Below are 22,261 nucleotides of genomic sequence, written 5' to 3' on the forward strand. Positions count from 1 at the left end.
GCCCCTACTTGACGACTTCCAGCAGCCGATCCAGCCCACCATCATTGATCGCCACCATCGCCTGTTCCCGGACCGTGGGCTTGGCGTGGTACGCCACCGACAGGCCCGCTTCGCCCATCATCGGCAGGTCGTTGGCACCGTCGCCCATGGCGATGGCCTGCTTGGGCGAGATGCCCAGTTGCGCGCAGGTTTCGAGCAGCATCTTGCGCTTCTCGGCGCCGTCGCAGATATCGCCCCAGGGCTGGTCCACCATGCGGCCGGTGAGCTGGCCGCAGTTGGGGCCGGACTCGATCTCGAGGATGTTCGAGCGCGTGAAGTCGACGCCGAGCCGGTCGCGAATGCGGTCGGTGAAGAACGTGAAGCCGCCGGAGACCAGCAGCACCTTCATGCCGGCGGCCTTGCACGCCTTGACCAATGCCTCAGCCCCGGGATTGAGTTGCAGGCGTTCGGTGTAGACCTGCTCCATGTCCGCCACGGTGACGCCGCGCAACAATGCGACGCGCTTGCGAAGGCTGTCCTTGTAGTCGGTGATCTCGCCGCGCATCGCGGCTTCGGTGATCGCGGCAACTTCTTCCTTGCGGCCGGCGGCATCCGCGATCTCGTCCACGCATTCGATGTTGATCAGCGTGGAGTCCATGTCGAAGGCGATGAGCTTGAAGTCTTCGAGCTTCAGCGGCGGGGTGAAGTTCTGTATCACCAGGCCAGGGGAGATTTCAAGGGGTGAGGTCATGAAGCTCTTGCTTGTCGTGCGGCCATTTCCTGTTCGACGAGTTCGCGCAGCCGCGCGCGCATCGCCTTGCCCATCTCGTTGCGCGGTATCTTGTCGATGCGAACGACGGTTGGCGGAGGGTGCTTCGGGAAGGCCTCGCCGTAGCGGCGATACAGTTCTGTTTGGTCGAAGCCATCCGCGGCGACGATGGCGATCCAAAGCCGATCCGTCTTTGCGCCGGGCACCGAAAAAGCAGCCAGGTCAGCCACACCCGGGCAGCCAATCAATGCGTCGTCGATAACGTGAGGAGCGATCTTGAGGCCGCCGAGGTTGGCGATTTCCGTGACGCGGCCGACGATGTGCACGCCACCTGACGCATCGAGCTTGGCCCTGTCTCCGGGATAGAACCAACCGTCGCGGAACGCGGTGGAAGTGGTCTCGGCATCGTCGACGTAGCCAGTCGCCATGCCCGCGCCCTGCACCCGGAGGATTCCTTCCTCTCCGACCGGACGCGCATTGTGCTGTGCGTCGACGATCTCGATGCGCGCATAGGCCAGGCATTGCCCAACGTAGCCCGGCCGGCCGATTGCCAGCGGTGCATAGGCCAGCGTCGCGGTCGAGACTTCGGTGGAGCCATAGATGATGTACAGGTCCGGGGTGAGGCGTTGCCGTGCCTGCTCGTTCAGCGCTTCCGACAGCGGCGCACCGCCCACAATGATCTTCAGTCCCGGAATGGGCGGGGCGTCCTTCGGCAAACGCCGCATCACGTCGGCCAGCCGGGCCGGCGACGTGAACACCGATGTGACGCGGTCATCGCGCAGCGCCGGCCCGAAGTCATCACCCGCCAGCACCACGGCGCCACCCGAATACCAGGTGGCGACCGGGATCATGAAGCCGCCGACGGTCGACATGCCGACGCCCGACAGATAGCGGGCCGAAGGGTGCAACTCGTAAGTGCGGGCCCCGAACAGGCAGCGCCTTTGCAATTGCTCGTGGGTGATGCCCACGCACTTGGGCACGCCGGTTGTCCCCGACGAGAGAACCAGGCGGCAAAACGCGCCCGGATCTTGCGGCTTCTCGCGGTAGGGCGGCAGTGCCTCGGGCGTCATGCGGTCGAACCACTCTGGCGACAGCGTGAGCAGCCGGATGCCCGGCCCAAGATCGGTCGCCGGCCCGTCGGTCAGAAAAACGGTCGCGCCGACCTGCAAGACATCGGAGGCTGTCGCGGTCGCGCTCGGCATTCCCATCCTGGCGAGGGCCATCAGCACCAGCCAGGAGCGGTAGGCCCCACGCAGGTCCACGGCGACTCGCGCGCCTTCGGGCAACGCTTCGGCCGCGAGGGCCCGTGTGACTCTTTCAATGTCGGCGGCAAAACGGGCGTAGCTGAACTGCTTGCCGCCGGAAACGACGGCCGGGGCGTCGGGATTCAGCCGCGAATAAAAGAGGATTTCGCGGAAAATAAAGTTGGACATTGCGGTTTCAGGAATCAGGGGATTTTCAAGTATCGATCAAGCGGTCACTGTAACCTTCGGCTGACCCAATGAGCGCAGCATGTCGCGCACCGCTCATGGCGAGGATTTTCGCATCGCCATCCTGGTTGGCGCTCAATTTTGAAGCGCGTATGCTTGCGGACACGGAACAAGCTGGAGATCGGATCATGCGACGTTGGGGGAAGCTGCTGCTCGCACTCTCGATGTTGGTGCTTTCCGCGGGCTCTGTTCAGGCGCAGGAGTGGAACTACCAATCGTACGATCGAGCCGGCGCCTCTGCGGGCAAGGGGACGGTCCAGCTGCGAGAAGCGGGAGCGGGCACCCACGCGCTTCGCTTCATCGTGCCCAACATGGACTTTTGCTTCAGGGCGGAATTGCCCGCCGAGGTCCGGCAAGCGGGCGGAACCTTGATCATCGACGCCAAACCGCTGACCAGCGGGTGTGACCCCGTCCGCCTGGTCATCAATGGGGATGGCTCTGGCGGCCAGAGGCACTTTCTCGGGTCAAATGGGCAGTGGAGTTGGGATGGAAAGCAGCGCGGGCTCAATCGCATCGGAACTGCCTTGCGTCCCAGCGCATCTCCCAACGTCGCGGCTGCGCCAGTCGCCCCGGCCATCGTGCCCGCGCCGGCGACTTCCCCCCGTCCCACGGACAACACAAAGGATCTTCTGGCGGCCTTGCAGCAGCAGGTGGACGAACTCAAAAGCCAGCGTCCAGCCCCGCCGGCGCCGGCGCGGGCAAGGGCGGGCGTTCCGCGGCTTACGGCGCGTGCCCTCGTGATCGGCAACGGCAAATACACGAGCTTCGGCCGCCTCGCCAACCCTGTAGCGGACGCCCGCGCGATGGCGAAGAAGTTCGAGAGCTTTGGAATCGGGGTGGATCTGGTTCTGGACGCCGAGCGGGATGACCTGATCAAGGCGCTCAACGAGTACGCGCGCAAAGCGGCAGGGGCAGATATCAGCATCCTCTACTACGCAGGGCACGGCGTTCAGGTCGAAGGCAGCAACTACCTGATTCCGGTCAACATGCGCGCCGACGGAATCACCGCCGGCTACGTCAAACTGGCCGGCATTTCGCTGAACGCCGCGCTGGACTACTTGCCCGCAAAGACACGCCTGGTCTTCCTGGACGCGTGCCGCGACAATCCGGCCGCACGCAGCATGAGCAACACCCGCAGTGGCGCGGTGGCAGCCGGCCTTGCACCCGTCTCGGCCGCAAGCGGCACACTGATCGCGTACTCGACCCGTGATGGCTCCACGGCGGATGATGGCTCCGGTCCGAACAGTCCGTATACCTCCGCGTTGCTCCAGCACATCGACAACCCTGTCGACATATCACTGGTATTGCGGCAAGTACGGCAGACAGTGTTGCGGACCACATCCGGCCGCCAGGAACCTTGGGAATACGGGTCGCTCGTTGGCGAGCAGATCGTATTGCCGCTGATGGCCCGCTAGCCAAGCCAGGGGCGCGTCATGAAGTTTTCGCTTGTCGTGAGGTCAATTCCCGCTCGATGAGTTCGCGCAGCCGCGCGCGCATGGCCTTGCCCATTTCGTTGCGAGGAATCTTGTCGATGCGAACGACTGTTGGCGGAGGGTGCTTCGGGAATGCCTCGGCGTAGCGGCGATGCAGCTCCGCCTGGTCGAGGCCATCGGATGCGACGACCGCGATCCAAAGCCGATCCGTTTTTGCACCAGGCACGGAAAACGCTGCCAGGTCGATTACACCCGGGCAGCCAACCAATGCTTGGTCGATCACGTCGGGAGCGATCTTGACGCCGCCCAGGTTGACAACTTCGGTGACGCGGCCGGCGATTTGCAGGCCACCCGTCGCATCGACCCTGCCCGCATCTCCGGGATAGAACCAGCCGTTCCTGAAGGACGTGGCGGTGGCCTGGGCGTCTTCCAGGTAGCCAGTGGCCATGCCTGCCCCCTGTACCCGGACTATCCCTTCCATCCCGGTCGGAACCGTGTTGTCCTGCGCGTCGACGACCTCGACGCGCGCATAGGTGAGGCAATGCCCGACGTAGCCCGGCCGGTCCGCCGCCAATGCGCCATAGGCCAGCGTCGCGGTCGAGGTTTCTGTGGAGCCATAGGCGATATACAGGTTCGGCGTGAGGCGCTGCCGTGCCTGCTCGTTCAGCGCCGCCGACAGCGGTGCGCCGCCGACATAGAGCGTCAGCCCCGGCACGACAGGGGCATCCGCCGGCAAGCGTTCCAACAGCTGCGCCAGCTGCGTCGGCGACATCAGGAGCGACGTGACGCGGTCATCGCGCAGCGCCCGCCCATAGTCGTCGCCCGCCAACACCACGGTTCCACCCGATTGCCATGTCGCGACCGGGATCACGAAGCCGGCGACCGTCGACATGCCGACGCCCGAAAGGTAGCGGGCCGTCGGGCCGAGCTCGTAGCTACGGGCCGCGAACAGGCAGCGCCATTGCAATTGCTCGTTGGTGATGCCCACGCGCTTGGGCACGCCGGTCGTCCCCGACGAGAGAACCACGCGGCAAAGCGCGCCTGGATCTTGCGGTTTCTCGCGGTAGGGCGGCAGTGCCTCGGGTGTCATGCGGTCGAACCACTCCGGCGATAGCGCGAGCACCCGCATGCCCGGCGCAAGACCGGTAGCCGGCCCGTCGGTCAGGAAAATGGTCGCGCCCACGTGTGAGACATCGGGGGCGGACGCGGTCGCGCTGGTCATTCCCATTCTGGCGAGCGCCATCAGCACCAGCCAGGAGCGGTAGGCGCCGCGAAGGTTCACGGCGACTCGTGCGCCTTCGGGCAGCGCTTCCGCCGCAAGGGCTCGTGTCACTCTTTCGATGTCCGCGGCAAAGTGGGCGTAGCTAAACTGCTTGCCGCCGGAAATGACGGCCGGTGCGTCGGGATTCAGCCGCGAGTAAAAGAGGATTTCGCGAAAAATAAAGTTGGACATTGCGGTTCGACCCAGGGATCGGCAGGTTTCAAAATCTCGATCAAGCCGCCACTGTAACCTTCGGCTGGCCCAGTGAGCGAAGCACGTCGCGGACCATTTGCGCCCGGTCTTTCGGGTCCGGTAAATCCCGCTCGATGCGCAGCTTTTCGTTGCCGGCGAGCTTGATGTGCTTGTTCTTCTGCACCAGCTCGACGATGCGCATGAAGTCGATCGGAGGGTTCGCCTTGAAGGTGATGTTGATGACGCCGGGGGCGGCGTCGACCTTCACAACCCCGTAAGGACGGGCGAGCACGCGCAGGCGGTGCACGTCGATCAGCGTCTGGGCCTGGGGCGGCAACTTGCCGAAACGGTCGACGATCTCTTCGAGCAGCGCGTCGATCTGGTCCGTGGTCTTCGCAGTTGCCAGCCGTTTGTAGAACGACAGGCGCAGGTGCACGTCGCCGCAGTAGTCGTTGGGCAGGAGTGCGGGCGCGTGCAGGTTGATGTCGGTGGTGACGGACAGCGGGGCCAGCAGGTCGGGCTCCTTGCCCTCTTTCAACGACCGCACTGCTTCGGACAACATCTCGTTGTACAGCTGGAAGCCGATCTCGAGCATGTTGCCGCTCTGGTTTTCACCCAGCACCTCGCCCGCGCCGCGGATCTCCAGGTCGTGCATGGCCAGGTAGAAGCCCGAGCCCAGTTCTTCCATCTGCTGGATGGCATCGAGGCGTTGCGCCGCCTGCTTGGTGAGGCTCTCGGTGTCCGGCACCATCAGGTACGCATAGGCTTGGTGGTGGCTGCGGCCGACGCGCCCGCGCAGCTGATGCAGCTGCGCAAGGCCGAACTTGTCGGCGCGGCTGATGACGATGGTGTTGGCCGTCGGCACGTCGATGCCGGTCTCGATGATGGTGGAGCACAGCAGCAGGTTGTAGCGCTGGGCGATGAAGTCGCGCATGACACGCTCGAGTTCGCGCTCGGGCATCTGGCCGTGCGCGACAGCGATGCGCGCCTCCGGGAGCAACTCCTCGAGCCGCTGGCGCCGGTTCTGGATGGTTTCGACTTCGTTGTGCAGGAAGTAGATCTGGCCGCCGCGTTTGAGCTCGCGCAACACGGCCTCGCGGATTACGCCGTTGCCTTCGTTGCGAACGAAGGTCTTGATCGCGAGCCGCCGCTGCGGCGCCGTGGCAATCACGGAGAGGTCTCGCAAGCCCTCAAGCGCCATGCCCAGCGTGCGTGGGATCGGGGTGGCCGTGAGCGTGAGCACGTCCACTTCCGCACGCATGGCTTTCATCGCCTCCTTGTGCCGCACGCCGAAGCGGTGCTCCTCGTCGATGATCAGAAGGCCGAGGTTCTTGAACTTCGTCGACTCGGACAAGAGCTTGTGCGTGCCGACGACGATGTCGACACTGCCGTCGGCCAGGCCCTTGATCGTCGCCGTCACCTCCTTGCCCGAGCGGAAGCGCGAGACCTCGGCCACCTTGATCGGCCACTTGGAGAAACGGTCGACCAACGTGGTGTAGTGCTGCTCCGCCAGCAGCGTGGTGGGCGCGAGAAACGCCACCTGCTTGCCGCCCGTGATGGCGATGAACGCGGCGCGCAAAGCCACTTCGGTCTTGCCGAAGCCGACGTCGCCGCAGACCAACCGGTCCATCGGCTGCGGCGAGATCATGTCCTGGATGACGGCGTGAATGGCCGCGTTCTGGTCAGCGGTCTCCTCGAAGCCGAAGTCGTTCGCGAAGGTCTCGTAGTCTTGCGCGGAGAAGCGGAACGCGTGTCCTTCGCGCGCGGCGCGGCGGGCGTAGATGTTGAGCAATTCCGCCGCCGTGTCACGCACCTGCTCGGCGGCCTTGCGCCTGGCTTTCTCCCACTGGCCCGAGCCCAGCTTGTGCAGCGGCGCCTCGTCGGCCGAAACCCCGGTGTAGCGGCTGATCTGGTGCAAGCCGCTGACCGGCACGTACAGCGTGGCGTTGTCGGCATATTCAAGGTGCAGGAACTCGGTGCTGCCCTGGCCCAGGTCCATGTTGACCAGGCCCTTGTAGCGTCCGATGCCGTGCTGGGTGTGGACGACCGGATCGCCCACGTTGAGCTCCGACAGGTCCTTGATCAGCGCTTCGACGTCGCTGACCTGTTCCTGCTTCTTGCGGCGGCGCGTGGTGGGGCCCGCGGCGAAGAGCTCGGTCTCCGTGACGAAGTCGATGCCTTCTTCGAGCCAGCTGAAGCCAGTGTTGAGCGGCGCCGTTGCGATGCCCAGCTTCTCTTCGCTGGACTTGAATTCCTCCAGCGAGTCGAAGGCCGGCGGCGCCAGGTGGCTGGCGTGCAGGAAGTCGAGCAGGCTCTCGCGGCGGCCATCACTTTCGGCAAGCACCAGCACGCGGTGCTGCGTGTTGCGCAGGTGCTCCTTGAACTTCGCGAGCGGCTCGTCGGCGCCGCGGACCACGGCCATCGGGGGCAATTCCTCCAATTCGGCGTACGGCGGCGTGCCCCCACCCCCGCCCTCCCCCGGAGGGGGAGGGAGTGAAGGCCGGATCGCCAACTGCGCATGCTCGTTCGCGCGGCCATAAAACTGCTCGGCCGTGAGAAACAAAGTTTCCGGCGGGAGTGCCGGGCGTTCCGGGTCGCCCTGCACCAGTCGGTAACGGTCGCGCGTGTCCTGCCAGAACCGCTGGAACGCGGGCTCCAGGTCGCCATGCAGCACGACGGTGGCGGCGTTGCCGATGTAGTCGAACACCGTGGCCGTCTCTTCGAAGAACAGCGGCAGGTAATACTCGATGCCGGCTGTGGCGACGCCGTTGCCGATGTCCTTGTAGATGCGGCTCTTCGTCGGGTCGCCGTCCAACAGCTCTCGCCAGCGGCTGCGAAAGCGGGCGCGGGCATCGTCGTCCATCGGGAATTCGCGGCCCGGCAGCAGGCGCACTTCGGGCACCGGGTACAGGCTGCGCTGACTGTCGGGGTCGAAGGTGCGGATGGAATCGATCTCGTCGTCGAACAGATCCACCCGCAGAGGCACGTTGGAGCCCATCGGGAACAGGTCGATCAGGCCGCCGCGCACCGCGTATTCGCCCGGGCTCACCACCTGGGTGACATGGCTGTAGCCCGCCAATGTCAGCTGCGCTTTCAGCTTGGCTTCTTCAAGCTTCTGCTTGACCCGGAAATGGAACGTGTAGCCGGCCAGGAAGGACGGCGGCGCGACACGGTAGAGCGCCGTGGTGGCGGGCACAACCACCACATCGGCGTCACCCTGCGAAATGCGCCACAGCGTGGCCAGGCGCTCGCTGATCAGGTCCTGATGCGGCGAGAAGGTGTCGTACGGCAGCGTTTCCCAGTCGGGAAACAACGCGCAGCGCAGATCAGGCGCGAAAAATGCAATCTCTTCGATCAGGCGCTGCGCATCGGTGGCGTCGGCCGTGACAATGGCCGTGAGCTGGCGCGCGGCCTTGGCACGGCCGGCGACTGCGGCCACCAGCATGGCGTCGGCTGAGCCGGGAGGGCGTGGCAGGGTGTACCGTTTGCCGGTCAGAAGTTTGGGTAAATCCATGCAAGCCAAATGAAAAATACAAAACACCCCGCGCCTGAAGAGGGTGGGGTGTGAGCCTCGATTCTAGAATGGACCTTATGGCTACGAGTGACAGCAAACCCGATCACCCCCCTTCACGGTTCTACGCCCTGGTTCCCTGCGCCGGCACAGGCACCCGCGCGGGCACCCCGGGGCCTAAACAATACGAGCGCATCGCCGGGCAGCCCATGGTCTGGCACACGCTCGCGGCATTCGCCGCCGTCAAGCGCATTGCCCGCACCGTCGTGGTCGTTGCGCCGGGCGATGGCTTCTTCGAACGCAACGCCACCTCGGCATTGGTCGTGCCGTGCGGTGGCGCCACCCGCGCCGCCAGCGTCGCCAACGGCCTCTACGAGTTGACACGCGCCGGCGCGACCGAGCAGGACTGGGTCCTCGTGCACGACGCCGCGCGCTGCCTGATCACGCCCGCGCTGATCGATTCGCTGATCGATGCGTGCGCCGGCGACGAGGTCGGCGGCCTGCTGGCACAGCGGCTGCCCGACACGCTCAAGCGCGAGGAGGGCGGGCGCGTGGCTGCCACGATCGACCGCGAGGACAAATGGCTCGCGCAAACACCCCAGATGTTCCGCATCGGCCTGCTGATGCACGCGCTGGAGAAAGCCGGCGGGCAGGTGACTGACGAAGCGACGGCCGTGGAAAGCCTGGGACAAAGGCCGATGCTTGTGCAAGGCGGCACGCAGAACTTCAAGGTCACCTACCCGGACGACTTTGCTCTGGCTGAAGCGGTGCTGAAGGGTCGAGCCCGGTGAAGCCAAGTTTTCGCATCGGCGAAGGCTGGGATATCCACGCCCTGGTGCCGGGGCGCAAGCTGCTGATCGGCGGAGTGGAAATTCCTTTCGACCGCGGGTTGCTCGGGCATTCCGATGCTGACGTGCTGCTGCACGCGATCACCGACGCGCTGCTTGGCGCGGCCGGCTTGGGCGACATCGGAAGCCACTTTCCGGACACCGACGAGCGGTTCAAGGGCGCGGATTCGATCGTGCTGCTCACGGAGGCGGCGAGGCGCGTGCGCGAGCAGGGCTTCCAGATCGGCAACGTGGACAGCACCGTGATCGCCCAGGCTCCGAAGCTCGCACCGCACATCGATGCGATGCGCTCGCGCATCGCGCAGGCGCTGGACCTCTCGGCAGCGCAAGTCAACGTGAAGGCCAAGACGGCGGAGAAGCTGGGCCCCGTGGGGCAGGGCCTGGCGATTGAGGCGCGCGCGATCGTTCTGCTGGCGAATGACAAATGACTTCGGCTTCGCCGTCGATGACAAATGACGGCATGGTCATTCGTCATTTGTCATCTGTCATTTCCTAGTACGCCGGCTCGGCCTTGGACCGTGGCGCCATTTCCTCCGGTTCCTCGCCGGCCACGGGCAACTTCGGCTTTTGCAGCTTGATGTGCGCGGCGAGGCCGCCCGAGGTGGTGTTGGCCAGGGCGAAGATGCCGCCCATGCGCTGCACGGTCTTGTCGACGATGGCCAGGCCCAGGCCCGCGCCCGTGGCGGCCGTGCGCGCCGCGTCGCCGCGGAAGAACGGTTTGATCAGGTTGGGCAGCGCTTCTGGCGCAACGCCCATGCCGTGGTCGCGCACTTTCAGCAGCACCCATTCGTTGCGCGACTTGGCGGCGATGTCCACGATCGCGATGCCGGTCTCGGGCGTTTTGCCGTAGCGCCGGGCGTTTTCCAGCAGGTTCGAAATGACGCGCGCCAGCTCCACCTCGTCGGCCAGCACGTAGAGGCCCTTGGATACGTCGAGGTTGATGCGCATGTCGCCCTGGTCCTGCACGGCGTAGAGGCAAGCCTCGATGACGTCGTTGAGCAGCACCGGCTTGAGCTCGGCATGGTCCGGCCGCGCGTAATCGAGGAATTTGTCGATGATGGCGTCGAGCTGGTCGATGTCGGCCGCCATGTGGTCGCGTGCGTCCTTGTCGGCGACGCTCATCTCGGTTTCCAGGCGCAGGCGGGCCAGGGGCGTGCGCAGGTCATGCGAGATCCCGGCCAGCATCACAGCGCGATCCTGTTCGATCTTGGCGAGCTGCTGGGCCATGCGGTTGAACCCGATGTTGACTTCGCGGATCTCGCTGGTCACGGCCTTTTCGTCGAGCCGGCTGGCGTCGAAATCGCCGTCGCGCACGCGGCTGGCGGCAAAGGAAAGCTGCTTGAGCGGGCGATTGATGAGCCGCGCGATCAAGGCGGCACCGGCGAGCGACAGCCCTGCAGCGGTGATCAGCCAGATCAGCCACGTCTTGCCGCCGACCCTGGTGAAGCGTGCGCGGTCCAGCAGCATCCAGTACTGGTCGGCCTCGATCTTGAAGCCGATCCACAGGCCTTCTTCGCCGTTCACGCTGGCCGCCATGAGCGTGCCGGGGCCGAGGCGGCTGGCCAGCTCTTCCATGATGCGCGTGTCGAGCTCGCCGGCGCTGAAGTTGGCATAGCGGTCGCCAGGCTCGCGCGGCAGGATGCGCACGCCTTCCTGGTCAGCCAGCGTCTTGATCAGGGAAACGCGGTTGATCGAATCCGAGTGCACCAGGGCGGCGCGGCTCAGGTTGACGAGGGAGGCGATCTGCTGGGCGGTCTGCACCGCCCGCGGCTCGAACTCCAAGGCCCGGAATGTCTGCAGCCAGGCCACGATGCTGCCGATGAGCAGCAGCGACAGAAGGAAGAAAGTTCGCCAGAACAGGGAGAGGCCGACGCGCGGGCGCATCTCCAGCGGCGCCGGCGCCGTTTCAAGCGGTGCCGGGCCGGTGACGTCGATGCTCGTCGAATTGACCCCGCGGATCACGCATGTCCCCTGTTGATGTGGCTCACCCTCCGATTATTGGTGATTCGCAAAGGGGATGTGATCAGCCCGCGCCGTCCGGCACGAAAACGTAGCCCACGCCCCACACCGTCTGGATGTAGCGCGGAGCCGCCGGATCCATTTCCACGAGCTTGCGCAGGCGCGAGACCTGCACGTCCAGGCTGCGGTCGAAAGGCTCGAATTCGCGGCCACGGGCCAATTGGGCGAGCTTTTCGCGCGACAGCGGCTGGCGCGGGTGCCGCACCAGGGCCTTGAGCATTGCGAATTCGCCGGTAGTCAGCGGCAATTCCTCACCGTTCTTGCGTAACGTGCGCGCACCAAGATCGAAGGCGAACGGCCCGAAGCTGACCACTTCGTTGTCGCTCGACGGTGCGCCAGGCGCTTCCTGCGCCGGGCGGCGGCGCAGCACGGCATGGACGCGGGCCAGCAACTCGCGTGGGTTGAAGGGCTTGCCCAGGTAGTCGTCGGCGCCGACTTCCAGGCCGACGATGCGGTCCACGTCCTCGCCCTTGGCGGTGAGCATGATGATCGGAGTGCGGTCGTTGGCGGCACGCAGGCGCCGGCAAATGGACAGGCCGTCTTCGCCCGGCATCATCAGGTCGAGCACGATCAGGTCGGCCGTCTCGCGCAGCATCAGGCGGTTGAGGGCCTTGCCGTCTTCCGCCAGGATGACCTCGAAGCCCTCCTGGGTGAGGTAGCGGCGCAGCAGGTCGCGGATGCGGGCGTCATCGTCTACCACCAGGATCTTGTCGGTACGGGCTGCAGCTTGTGTCATGGTGCTCCAAAGAGATATGTAACAGAGCCGATTCTGAGGGGCTTGGGAGCCTGCGTGCGGGGTTTTCCCGGACCCTTGACACAGTGTTACAAATGTTGCCCTGCAGTTCAATACGAAATTCATTCCTTCGTAACCCCATGCAAGCGCCTGGGCCGTTTAAATCGGCATATGAAAAATCTCATCACTGCCTTGCTCTTCACGGCGGTCATCGCCGCGGCTCCCGCGTTCGCCCAGACCGTCGCCTACCCGCCGCCGCAAAACGTGCTGCAACTGTCAGCGACCGGGTCCGTCGAGGTGCAACAGGACCTGTTGAGCTTGTCCCTCACCACCACGCGCGAAGGTACCGACGCCAACGCCGTGCAGCACCAGCTGAAGGTCGCGCTCGATGCCGCACTGGCCGAAGCGCGCAAGGCGGCGCAGCCCGGCCAACTCGACGTGCGGACCGGCAATTTCTCGCTGTACCCGCGCAGCACGCGCGACGGCAAGATCAGCGGCTGGAACGGGACGGCTGAGCTGATCCTGGAAGGCCGGGATTTCGCCCGCATCACGCAGACGGCAGGGCGCATCCAGACCATGACCATGGGCGGCGTGAGCTTCAGCCTGAGCCGCGAGCAGCGTGCCAAGGTCGAAGGCGAGGCGCAGACCATCGCCATCGAGCGCTTCAAGGCGAAAGCCGGTGAACTGGCGAAGGGCTTCGGGTTTTCCGGCTACACGCTGCGCGAGGTGGCCATCAATGCGAACGACCAAGGATTCCCGCGCCCGATGATGCGTATGCAGATGGAGGCCAAGGCTGCGTCCGCCGACATGGCCGTGCCGGTCGAAGCAGGCAAGAGCACGGTGATGGTGACCGTATCAGGGTCGGTGCAACTCAAATAGTTATTGAGCCGCCCAACCCCCATCCATGTTCCAAGCCACCCCGCGAACGTTGTTCGCCGCGGGCGAGCAGAAGAACACGGCCAGCTGGCCCAGTTCTTCCGGCGTGGTGAACTGCAGCGACGGCTCCTTTTCGCCGAGAAGCTGCTTGGTCGCTTCCTCGTTGCTCCAGCCATTGGCAGCGGCCTTCGCATCGACTTGCTTTTGCACCAGCGGCGTGAGGACCCAGCCGGGGCAGATCGCATTGCAGGTGATGCCGGTGGTGGCGTTTTCCAGCGCGGTCACCTTGGTCAGGCCGACCAGGCCGTGCTTGGCGGCGACGTACGCTGACTTCTGCGCCGACGCGACGAGGCCGTGCACCGATGCCAGGTTGATGATGCGGCCCCAATTGGCCGCCTTCATCGCGGGAAGTGCGAGGCGCGTGGCATGGAACGCGCTGGACAGGTTGATGGCGATCACGGCGTCCCACTTCTCCGGTGGGAAATCTTCGACCGGTGCGACGTGCTGGATGCCTGCGTTGTTGACGAGGATGTCGACGCGGCCGAACTGCGCTGCGGCGAACTTCATCATGTCCTCGATCTCGGACGGCTTGCTCATGTCCGCGCCGTGGTACGCCACCTTCACGCCCAGCGCCTCCACTTCGGCCTTGGGGCCCTGGACGTCGCCGAAGCCGTTGAGGACGATGTTGGCGCCCTGGCCGGCGAGGGCCTTGGCGATGCCTAAGCCGATGCCGCTGGTGGAGCCGGTGACGAGGGCAGTCTTGCCTTTGAGCATGAGGAAGTCTCCGTTGGATTAGGATGCTGTGGAACCACAAGCAAACCCGCAAAGTATCCGGGTTTTTCCACGCCATGCCTGAACCTACGCTGAACTACGTACCGTGCCCTGATCCATCCGGCGGGCACCGCATGGCGTACTGGGAATGGGGCGACGCGAAAGCCGCGCACGTCGTCGTTTGCATCCATGGCATTTCGCGCCAGGGACGGGATTTCGACGTGCTGGCGCAGGGGCTGGTCGCTCGCGCCGAGGAGCCGCTGCGCGTCGTCTGCCCCGATGTGGTCGGGCGCGGCCGCAGCGACTGGCTCAAGGACCCCGCCGGCTACCAGGTCCCCAACTATGTGGGCGACATGCTGGCGCTACTGGCGCAACTGAACCAGCAGGCGCCGATCAAGACGCTCGACTTCGTCGGCACCAGCATGGGCGGGCTGATCAGCCTGGGGCTTTGCGGCACGCCCAAGCTCCCGCTGCCCGCGCCGGTGCGCAGACTCGTGATCAACGACGTGGGCCCGGTGATCCAGTGGGAAGCGGTGCAGCGCATCGGCGGCTACCTCGGAAAGACGGGCCGCTTCGACACGGTGCAGCAGGCGGCCGACATGATGTGGGCCATCTCCACCGGGTTCGGTGCGCACACGCCCGAGCAGTGGCTGGCGCTGTCGCAGCCCATGGTCAAGCCCCTGGCCGAAGGCGGCTTCACCTTGCATTACGACCCTTCCATTGCCGTGCCTTTCCGCAGCGTCACGCAAGAGTCCGCGCAGGACGGCCAGGCCGCGCTGTGGCAGGCCTATGACAACATCACGGCCGAGACGCTGATCACCCGCGGCGCCGCATCCGACGTGCTGGCGCCGGCCACGGCGCAAGCCATGACCGGGCGCGGCCCTCGCGCGCGCCTCATCGAATTTGAAGGCGTGGGCCATGCCCCCACCTTCGTCACCAACGATCAGGTCGAGGCCGTGGCCTCTTTCCTGCTGAGACCGACTTCCCATGAAAAGCCTGACAGCGGAGCAAGTTGACTCCGCGCCCGTTCCCGAGCTGATCGCCGCCACCGAGCAGGCGCTGCCGCACCAAGCCCACGCCCTGGCGCGTGCACGCGCGTTTGCCGAGCCGTTCATCGCGGCCGAGACGCTGGACACCGGCGAGAACACCCTGGCCCACGCCGATGCGGTCGCCGCCATCCTGAAGTCGATGGGCGGCTCCGAAGCCATGCAGGCGGCGAGCTACCTCGTCTATGCCGTCGCGCACCTGAACAAGCCGCAGGAGGTGATCGCCAAGGCATTCGGTGACAGCTACGCCGCGCTGGCGATGGAAACCAACAAGCTGGTGAAGATCCAGCTGCAGACGCGCGAAGCGGAAGACGCCGGCCGGCTGGTGGACGACCCGAAGGCCCAGACCGAGGCGGTGCGCAAGATGCTGCTGGCGTTCTCGCGCGACCTGCGCGTGGTGATGCTTCGACTGGCGTCGCGCTTGCAGACCCTGCGCTGGCACGCGGCCTGCAAGACCGTGGCACCGCCGAGCGTTGCGCGTGAAGCGCTCAATGTGTTCGCGCCCCTGGCCAACCGCTTGGGCATCTGGCAGCTGAAGTGGGAGATGGAAGACCTGGCCTTCCGTTTTCTCGAGCCCGACACGTACAAGCAGGTGGCGGGACTCCTGGACCAGAAGCGCGTCGAGCGCGAGCTTTATGTCGAGGAGATGCGCTCCCGGCTGGAGGCGGAGCTCAAGGCGCGGGGCATCCGCGCCCAGGTGCATGGCCGGCCCAAGCACATCTACAGCATCGTGAAGAAGATGCGCGGCAAGTCGCTGGACTTCGACCACGTGTTCGACATCCGTGCGCTGCGCGTCATCGTGCCCACGGTGGACGATTGCTATGCGGCGCTGTCGTGGGTGCACGAAAAGTTCACGCCGATGGTGGAAGAGTTCGACGACTACATCGGACGGCCCAAGGCCAACGGCTACCAGTCGCTGCACACCATCGTGCGGGATTCTGGGGGCCGGGCCATCGAGATCCAGATCCGCACGCAGGCCATGCACGACCACGCGGAGCACGGCGTCGCGGCGCACTGGGCGTACAAGGAAGCGGGCAGCAAGGGCTATTCGGGCGTGTCGGCTGCCGGCGAGTACGACGCCAAGATCGCGGTGCTGCGCCAGCTGCTGGCGTGGGAGCGGGACCTCGCCGGCTCGGGCGAGGGGCTGTTCGAAGACCGCATCTACGTTCTGACGCCCGGGGCTGCGATCGTCGAATTGCCGCAGGGCGCCACGCCGGTGGACTTCGCGTACACCTTGCACACCAACCTGGGCCACCGCTGCCGCGGCGCCCGGGTCGACGGCGTCATGGTGCCGCTGAACACGCAGCTGCAGAACGGCCAGACCGTGGAGATCACGGCGGCCAAAGAGGGCGGGCCGTCGCGCGACTGGCTCAATGCCGACCTGCACTTCCTGGCGAGCCATCGCGCCAAGGCGAAAGTCCGCGCGTGGTTCAACGAGCAGATCAAGCACGAGACCATCGCGCGGGGCCGTGAATCAGTGGAAAAACTGCTGCAGCGCGAAGGCAAGACAGCGGTGAAGCTGGAAGACCTCGCGTCGCAGTTGGGCTTCAAGTCGGCTGACGACCTGTTCGCGGTGGTGGGCAAGGACGAATACTCGCTGCGCCAGATCGAAACCGTGCTGCGGCCGCCCGAAGCGCCGATCGCGGTGGACGACCTGCTGCTGCTGCGCAAGTCGCGCAATGTCGAGAAGACGCCCAAGGGCGGCGTGCTGGTGGTGGGCATCGATTCGCTGATGACGCAGCTCGCCAAATGCTGCAAGCCGGCGCCGCCCGACGCCATCGCGGGCTTCGTCACGCGCGGCAAGGGCGTGAGCGTGCACCGCCGCGACTGCAGCAATTTCCGCGAGATGTCGGCCCGCAACGGCGAGCGCGTGATCGACGTTGAGTGGGGCACACCGAAGGCCGACAGCGGCGCTGTCTACCCGGTGGACGTGGGCGTGGAGGCGGCCGACCGGCAGGGTCTTCTGCGCGACATTTCGGAAGTGTTCGCCAAGGAAAAGATGAACGTGATCGGTGTGCAGACCCAATCCGTCAAGGGGACCGCCTGGATGACATTCACGGTCGAAGTGGCCGACTCGGGCCGCCTGAACAAGGTGCTTGGCCTTGTCAATGAAGTGGGCGGTGTGCGCTGGGCCAAGCGGCGCTGAGGCCGCACTGATGGACGAACCCCCATCCATCGATCTTCTCCTGATCGCCTGCGAGCTGGCGGGCAAGGTGGAGTGCAAGCCGCAGCGTGAGGATGGCACGGACGCCGCCGTCTATGCGAGCTCAGGTCCGACGGTCGCGCGCCGGATCAAGGCCGGCGCGAAATTCGTCGCCTCTTTCAACGGGGCACCCCTGGAGCCGGGCCTTTGCCCGGCCCGCTTCTATTGGGCCGTCTCCATGCAAGTCGGCGCTGTGCGCAAAACCAACTACAAGCTCTGGCTCGACCAGTCGCCGGAAGAGGTCAAAAACTTGTGGCGGGCTCGCCAGGAAGCCAGGGTTCTGCGCGACAGCCTGCCGCACGGCCAGCGAAAGAAGAAGCCCTGGGGCCCACTCTGACTCAGAGGTGCGCCATAAATCCGCATGGGTTCCGGGTTTGCTATAATTCGAGGCTGTCAGGTAGCCCAACTGCTTTTGTAGGGGCGCACCGATGACACGGGCCGTTAGCTCAGCGGTAGAGCGCCTCTTTGACGTGGAGGATGTCGGAGATTCGATCTCTCCACGGCCCACCAATGAACAGTGTTTGCAATAAGCCTGCAACCGCAAGGAAGCAGGCTTTTGCTTTTTGGCGGCCCCATCGTCAGGGAAAACCTTGGGGAAACGCCCCCGCCCCCTCCCTAGAATCTGCTGCAGTGCAATACCCGAGCGCCGGTCCCAGCGCGCCCGTGCCCAGGAGCCCCTCAGTGCAAAGCAAGAAAACCGCCGCCGCCGGCAAGCCCGCGCAGCGCGTCATCAAGAAATATCCCAACCGGCGGCTCTACGACACGGACACCTCCACCTACATCACGCTGGCCGAGGTCAAGCAGCTGGTGATGGACAGCGAATCCTTCGTGGTGCGCGACGCCAAGAGCAATGAGGACCTGACGCGCAGCATCCTGCTGCAGATCATCCTGGAAGAAGAAGCCGGTGGCCAGCCGATGTTCAGTGAAGCCGCGCTGGCCAACCTGATCCGCATCTATGGGCATGCTTCCCAGGCATTCATGGGGTCGTACCTCGAGAAGAACGTGCAGGCCTTCACCGACATCCAGGCCAAACTGACCGAGCAGTCCAAGACGCTCACGCCCGAGATGTGGGCCCAGTTCATGAGCCTGCAGAACCCGCTGATGCAGGGGGTGATGGGCAACTACGTCGAGCAGTCGAAGACCGTCTTCGACAAGATGCAGGAGCAGATGGCCAAGCAGACGGAGCAGATGCTCGGGGCATTTGGCATCAAGCGATAGGCGTGCCGGTTAACTGGGACAATAGAGGGATGAGCGAAGTTGCCTCCCCCGAAACCAAAATCCCGAAAGTCGGGTTCGTCAGCCTGGGCTGCCCCAAGGCCCTGACGGATTCCGAACTGATCCTCACCCAGCTGAGTGCCGAGGGCTACCAGACGTCCAAGACCTTCGAGGGCGCGGACCTGGTGATCGTCAACACCTGCGGCTTCATCGATGACGCGGTGCGCGAAAGCCTCGACACCATCGGCGAGGCGCTCGCGGCAAATGGCCGCGTGATCGTCACCGGCTGTCTGGGCGCCAAGGCAGGCGAGGGCGGCGGCAACCTTGTCAAGCAGATGCACCCTTCGGTGCTGGCCGTCACCGGCCCTCACGCGACGCAGGAAGTGATGGACGCTGTCCACCTGAACCTTCCCAAGCCGCACGACCCGTTCATCGACCTCGTTCCGGCGGCCGGCATCAAGCTCACGCCGAGGCATTACGCGTACCTGAAGATCAGCGAGGGCTGCAACCACCGCTGCACCTTCTGCATCATCCCGTCGATGCGCGGCGATCTGGTCAGCCGGCCCATTGGTGACGTGCTGAAAGAAGCCAAGGCGCTTTTTGAAGGCGGCGTGCGCGAGTTGCTGGTGATCAGCCAGGACACCTCGGCCTATGGTGTCGACGTGAAATACCGCACGGGCTTCTACGACGGCAAGCCGATCAAGACCCGCATGCTGGAACTGGTGCAGACCCTGGGCGAAATGGCCGAGCCGTACGGCGCGTGGGTCCGCCTGCACTACGTCTACCCGTATCCGTCGGTGGATGAAGTCATCCCGTTCATGGCGACCGGCAAGATCCTGCCGTACCTCGATGTGCCGTTCCAGCACAGCCACCCCGACGTGCTGCGCCGCATGAAGCGGCCCGCCAGTGGCGAGAAGAACCTGGAGCGGATCCAGCGTTGGCGTGAAGCCTGTCCGGAGATCGTGATCCGCAGCACGTTCATCGCGGGCTTTCCGGGCGAGACCGAAGAAGAATTCCAGCACCTGCTGGACTTCATGCGCGAGGCGCGAATCGACCGGGCCGGCTGCTTTGCCTACAGCCCCGTCGAGGGAGCCTTGGCCAACGAAATTCCCGGCATGCTGCCGCAAGAACTGCGTGAAGAACGCCGCGCGCGCTTCATGGCGGTGGCAGAGGAAGTGTCAGCCGCCAAGCTGCGCGAGCGCGTGGGCATGACGATGCAGGTGCTGGTGGATTCGGCCCCGGCGTTGGGGCGCAAGGGCGGCGTGGGCCGCTCCTATGCGGATGCGCCGGAGATCGACGGCACCGTGAAGCTGCTGCCGCCGGAAAAGATCAGCAAGCAGCTGAGGGTGGGCGAGTTCACCCAGGCGCGCATCGTCGGCACGCAGGGCCACGACCTGGTGGCTGTCCCTGTCTGAGCGGCATTCTGCCCAACAGACATGCCCAACAAAAAAGCCGCTCGGTAGGAGCGGCTCAATTTGTACACTTCGTTCACAACAAAGCCGGCAGCGCCGGCTTTATGATCAACTCCATTGTTGGTGCCCAGAAGAGGACTCGAACCTCCACGATGTTACTCGCTAGTACCTGAAACTAGTGCGTCTACCAATTCCGCCATCTGGGCATCTCAGGAAAGAAAAGGATTCTATATCAAAAATATCGGACACATCAGCACAGGGCTGCTTGATGAAATAGAGGGAGTCATCCAGGGCCATCGCGACGGGCACGGTTACGTGGTCCGCGACGACGGCGAAGGTGACATTTATCTCCCCCCCAACGAGATGCGCGCCGTGCTGCACAAGGACCGCGTGAAAGCGCGTGTCGTGCGCCACGACCGCAAGGGCCGCGCCGAAGGCCGCGTCGTCGAGATCATCGAGCGGCCGCCGCAGCCGATCATCGGGCGGCTGCTGCACGAGAGCGGTGTCTGGCTCGTCGCGCCGGAAGACAAGCGGTACGGGCAGGACGTCCTGATCCCCAAGGGCGCCACGGGCCTCGCGAAGGCTGGGCAGGTGGTCGTGGTCGAACTGACCGAGCCACCCAGCCTGTATGGCCAACCCGTGGGCCGCGTCAAGGAAGTGCTGGGCGAGATCGACGACGCCGGCATGGAGATCGAAATCGCCGTGCGCAAGTACGGCGTGCCGCACGAGTTTTCCGATGCGTGCATCGGCCTCGCGCGTTCGCTGCCGGACAAGGTCCGCCCGCAGGACAAGCGGCATCGTGTCGACCTGACCGACGTCCCGCTCGTCACCATCGACGGCGAGGACGCACGCGACTTCGACGACGCGGTGTACTGCGAACCGGCCAAGGTCGGGCGCGGCAAGGGCTGGCGATTGCTGGTGGCCATCGCCGACGTGAGCCATTACGTGGAGACCGGCAGCGCGATCGACATTGACGCGTACGACCGCGCCACCAGCGTTTATTTCCCGCGCCGCGTGATCCCCATGCTGCCGGAGAAGCTGTCGAACGGACTGTGCTCGCTCAACCCCGAGGTCGAGCGGCTGTGCATGGTCTGCGACATGCTGATCACCGCCACCGGCGAGATCCAGGCGTACCAGTTCTACCCTGGCGTGATGTGGAGCCATGCGCGCTTCACGTACACCGAAGTCGCGGCCATCCTGGCCAACACGCGCGGCCCCGAGGCCGTGCGCCGCAAGGACCGCGTCACCGACCTGCTGAACCTGCACGACGCCTATCGCGCGCTGCTCAAGGCGCGCAACGTGCGCGGCGCGGTGGACTTCGAAACGACGGAAACGCAGATCATCTGCGACGAGAACGGCCGCATCGAGCGTATCGTGCCGCGCGTGCGCAACGATGCACACCGGCTGATCGAGGAAGCGATGCTGGCGGCCAACGTCTGCAGCGCCGACTACATCCAGCAAAGCAAGCACCCGGGCCTGTACCGCGTGCACGAAGGCCCGACGCCCGAGAAGAAGGACCTGCTGCGCAACTACCTCAAGGCCATCGGCGTGCCGCTGACCATCACCGAGGACCCGCTGCCGGCCGAGTTCCAGCGCATCGCCGAAGCAACCAAGGAGCGGCCCGACGCGCAGCAGATCCACACGATGCTGCTGCGCTCCATGTCGCAGGCAATCTACGGGCCGATCAACGCCGGCCACTTCGGCCTGGCCTACGACGCCTACACACACTTCACCAGCCCGATCCGGCGCTATCCCGACCTGCTGGTGCACCGCGTGATCAAGGCGATCCTGCGCAACGAGAAGTACGAGCTGCCGGCGTTGCCGACGCCCGGTGAGGCGCACGAGAAACTGGCGCGCCGCCTGGCGTCGCGCGTCAAGGCGCCGCAGAACAAGCTGAAGAAGCCCGCCCCTCCGCCCAGCCGCGAAGTGCAGGCATGGGAAGCCGCGGGCCTGCATTGCAGCGCCAACGAGCGCCGCGCCGACGAAGCCAGCCGCGACGTGGAAGCCTGGCTCAAGTGCAAGTACATGCGCGAACACCTGGGCGAGGAGTACGGGGGCATCGTCACGGCGGCCACCAGCTTCGGCATCTTCGTCACGTTGGACCAGATGTACGTCGAAGGCTTGGTGCACATCACCGAGTTGGGCGGCGAATACTTCAAGTTCGACGAGGCGCGGCAGGAATTGCGCGGCGAGCGCACCGGAATCCGCTATGTCATCGGCACGCGTGTTCGTGTGCAGGTGAGCCGCGTCGACCTCGACGGCCGCAAGATCGATTTCCGTCTGGTGCGCGAGGGCGAGGAACTCGTGGCTCGCGCATTGAAGGAGAAGGGCGTGCCCGGCGGTGGCCGCGGCGGTGCCAGCGGTACACCCGCCAAGTCGTCGACCAAGCGCGCAGCCAAGAAGGCCGAGGCCAAGTCGCCCATCCAGGCGTTGAAGGCGGCGGTCAAGAAGACCGTGGCCAAAGGCAAGAGCCGCAAGGCCAGGCGTTAACGGGGAGAAGTTT

General features: G+C 65.1%; 17 protein-coding genes and 2 tRNA genes. 11 read left to right on the plus strand and 8 right to left on the minus strand.

What is annotated here, in order from left to right:
* Positions 1-4: 4 nt before the first annotated feature.
* A complete protein-coding gene (gene serB, locus EEB15_RS10115) occupies positions 5-730 on the minus strand; it encodes a phosphoserine phosphatase SerB (protein WP_141509727.1) in 726 nt (241 codons plus the stop codon).
* The gene (locus EEB15_RS10120) at positions 727-2,181 is read right to left on the minus strand and encodes a class I adenylate-forming enzyme family protein (protein WP_141509728.1); all 1,455 of its coding nucleotides are present in this window, start codon (positions 2,179-2,181) and stop codon (positions 727-729) included. Before EEB15_RS10120 ends, serB begins: the two co-directional genes overlap by 4 nt.
* 425 nt (positions 2,182-2,606) lie before the next feature.
* Here EEB15_RS10120 and EEB15_RS10125 point away from each other — a divergent pair, with 425 nt between their 5' ends.
* Positions 2,607-3,653, plus strand: a complete 1,047-nt coding sequence (locus tag EEB15_RS10125; RefSeq protein ID WP_158290058.1) for a caspase family protein — start codon at positions 2,607-2,609, stop codon at positions 3,651-3,653.
* A gap of 16 nt (positions 3,654-3,669) precedes the next feature.
* Here EEB15_RS10125 and EEB15_RS10130 read toward each other — a convergent pair whose 3' ends face one another.
* Both EEB15_RS10130 and mfd read right to left on the minus strand, forming a co-directional pair.
* Complete coding sequence (locus EEB15_RS10130) at positions 3,670-5,124, minus strand: class I adenylate-forming enzyme family protein (protein WP_141509730.1); 1,455 nt, start codon at positions 5,122-5,124, stop codon at positions 3,670-3,672.
* A 40-nt stretch (positions 5,125-5,164) separates the two neighbouring features.
* The gene (gene mfd / locus EEB15_RS10135) at positions 5,165-8,638 is read right to left on the minus strand and encodes a transcription-repair coupling factor (RefSeq protein WP_141509731.1); all 3,474 of its coding nucleotides are present in this window, start codon (positions 8,636-8,638) and stop codon (positions 5,165-5,167) included.
* Positions 8,639-8,715: 77 nt separating this feature from the next.
* Here mfd and ispD point away from each other — a divergent pair, with 77 nt between their 5' ends.
* Together ispD and ispF are read left to right on the plus strand one after the other, a co-directional pair.
* A complete protein-coding gene (gene ispD, locus EEB15_RS10140; RefSeq protein ID WP_233259445.1) occupies positions 8,716-9,426 on the plus strand; it encodes a 2-C-methyl-D-erythritol 4-phosphate cytidylyltransferase in 711 nt (236 codons plus the stop codon).
* Positions 9,423-9,911 (plus strand): 2-C-methyl-D-erythritol 2,4-cyclodiphosphate synthase, encoded by a 489-nt coding sequence (gene ispF, locus EEB15_RS10145; RefSeq protein ID WP_141509733.1) that lies wholly within the window; start codon positions 9,423-9,425, stop codon positions 9,909-9,911. The genes ispD and ispF overlap by 4 nt, the downstream gene beginning before the upstream one ends.
* 64 nt (positions 9,912-9,975) lie before the next feature.
* Here the strand turns inward: ispF and EEB15_RS10150 are convergent, their stop codons facing one another.
* Both EEB15_RS10150 and ompR read right to left on the minus strand, forming a co-directional pair.
* Positions 9,976-11,367, minus strand: a complete 1,392-nt coding sequence (locus EEB15_RS10150) for a sensor histidine kinase (protein WP_233259455.1) — start codon at positions 11,365-11,367, stop codon at positions 9,976-9,978.
* Between the two features lie 139 nt (positions 11,368-11,506).
* A complete protein-coding gene (gene ompR / locus EEB15_RS10155; RefSeq protein ID WP_141509734.1) occupies positions 11,507-12,238 on the minus strand; it encodes a two-component system response regulator OmpR in 732 nt (243 codons plus the stop codon).
* 168 nt (positions 12,239-12,406) lie between these two features.
* On the opposite strand from ompR, the gene EEB15_RS10160 reads away from it, so the two are divergent.
* Positions 12,407-13,114 (plus strand): SIMPL domain-containing protein, encoded by a 708-nt coding sequence (locus EEB15_RS10160; protein ID WP_141509735.1) that lies wholly within the window; start codon positions 12,407-12,409, stop codon positions 13,112-13,114.
* Here the strand turns inward: EEB15_RS10160 and EEB15_RS10165 are convergent, their stop codons facing one another.
* Positions 13,115-13,885 (minus strand): 3-hydroxybutyrate dehydrogenase, encoded by a 771-nt coding sequence (locus tag EEB15_RS10165; RefSeq protein ID WP_141509736.1) that lies wholly within the window; start codon positions 13,883-13,885, stop codon positions 13,115-13,117.
* Between the two features lie 74 nt (positions 13,886-13,959).
* On the opposite strand from EEB15_RS10165, the gene EEB15_RS10170 reads away from it, so the two are divergent.
* From EEB15_RS10170 to rimO, 6 genes are all read left to right on the plus strand, one after another.
* Entirely contained in the window at positions 13,960-14,898 is a 939-nt protein-coding gene (locus tag EEB15_RS10170) for an alpha/beta fold hydrolase (protein WP_141509737.1), read from the plus strand.
* Positions 14,870-17,074, plus strand: coding sequence for a bifunctional (p)ppGpp synthetase/guanosine-3',5'-bis(diphosphate) 3'-pyrophosphohydrolase (locus tag EEB15_RS10175; RefSeq protein WP_141509738.1), 2,205 nt, complete (start codon positions 14,870-14,872; stop codon positions 17,072-17,074). The genes EEB15_RS10170 and EEB15_RS10175 overlap by 29 nt, the downstream gene beginning before the upstream one ends.
* A gap of 10 nt (positions 17,075-17,084) precedes the next feature.
* Positions 17,085-17,468, plus strand: coding sequence for a hypothetical protein (locus EEB15_RS10180; RefSeq protein ID WP_141509739.1), 384 nt, complete (start codon positions 17,085-17,087; stop codon positions 17,466-17,468).
* 98 nt (positions 17,469-17,566) lie between these two features.
* A tRNA-Val gene (locus EEB15_RS10185) sits at positions 17,567-17,641 on the plus strand.
* Between the two features lie 171 nt (positions 17,642-17,812).
* Complete coding sequence (gene phaR, locus EEB15_RS10190; protein ID WP_141509740.1) at positions 17,813-18,349, plus strand: polyhydroxyalkanoate synthesis repressor PhaR; 537 nt, start codon at positions 17,813-17,815, stop codon at positions 18,347-18,349.
* Between the two features lie 29 nt (positions 18,350-18,378).
* Complete coding sequence (gene rimO / locus EEB15_RS10195; protein ID WP_141509741.1) at positions 18,379-19,761, plus strand: 30S ribosomal protein S12 methylthiotransferase RimO; 1,383 nt, start codon at positions 18,379-18,381, stop codon at positions 19,759-19,761.
* Positions 19,762-19,879: 118 nt separating this feature from the next.
* Here rimO and EEB15_RS10200 read toward each other — a convergent pair.
* Positions 19,880-19,964: transfer RNA gene (locus EEB15_RS10200), tRNA-Leu, on the minus strand.
* Between the two features lie 55 nt (positions 19,965-20,019).
* Between EEB15_RS10200 and rnr the strand changes: the two genes are divergently transcribed.
* A complete protein-coding gene (gene rnr / locus EEB15_RS10205; protein ID WP_199236508.1) occupies positions 20,020-22,248 on the plus strand; it encodes a ribonuclease R in 2,229 nt (742 codons plus the stop codon).
* The last annotated feature ends 13 nt before the right edge of the window (positions 22,249-22,261 follow it).

The sequence above is a fragment of the Ramlibacter sp. WS9 genome (assembly GCF_003797765.1).
In the GTDB taxonomy this organism is placed as follows: Bacteria; Pseudomonadota; Gammaproteobacteria; order Burkholderiales; family Burkholderiaceae_C; genus Ramlibacter.

Coding starts and splice junctions, on each gene's coding strand:
- serB (WP_141509727.1), bottom strand. CDS start 730: ATGACCTCACCCCTTGAAATCTCCCCTGGCCTGGTGATACAGAACTTC.
- EEB15_RS10120 (WP_141509728.1), bottom strand. CDS start 2,181: ATGTCCAACTTTATTTTCCGCGAAATCCTCTTTTATTCGCGGCTGAAT.
- EEB15_RS10130 (WP_141509730.1), bottom strand. CDS start 5,124: ATGTCCAACTTTATTTTTCGCGAAATCCTCTTTTACTCGCGGCTGAAT.
- mfd (WP_141509731.1), bottom strand. CDS start 8,638: ATGGATTTACCCAAACTTCTGACCGGCAAACGGTACACCCTGCCACGC.
- ispD (WP_233259445.1), top strand. CDS start 8,716: ATGGCTACGAGTGACAGCAAACCCGATCACCCCCCTTCACGGTTCTAC.
- EEB15_RS10150 (WP_233259455.1), bottom strand. CDS start 11,367: ATGCGCCCGCGCGTCGGCCTCTCCCTGTTCTGGCGAACTTTCTTCCTT.
- ompR (WP_141509734.1), bottom strand. CDS start 12,238: ATGACACAAGCTGCAGCCCGTACCGACAAGATCCTGGTGGTAGACGAT.
- EEB15_RS10160 (WP_141509735.1), top strand. CDS start 12,407: ATGAAAAATCTCATCACTGCCTTGCTCTTCACGGCGGTCATCGCCGCG.
- EEB15_RS10165 (WP_141509736.1), bottom strand. CDS start 13,885: ATGCTCAAAGGCAAGACTGCCCTCGTCACCGGCTCCACCAGCGGCATC.
- EEB15_RS10170 (WP_141509737.1), top strand. CDS start 13,960: ATGCCTGAACCTACGCTGAACTACGTACCGTGCCCTGATCCATCCGGC.
- EEB15_RS10175 (WP_141509738.1), top strand. CDS start 14,870: ATGAAAAGCCTGACAGCGGAGCAAGTTGACTCCGCGCCCGTTCCCGAG.
- EEB15_RS10180 (WP_141509739.1), top strand. CDS start 17,085: ATGGACGAACCCCCATCCATCGATCTTCTCCTGATCGCCTGCGAGCTG.
- rimO (WP_141509741.1), top strand. CDS start 18,379: ATGAGCGAAGTTGCCTCCCCCGAAACCAAAATCCCGAAAGTCGGGTTC.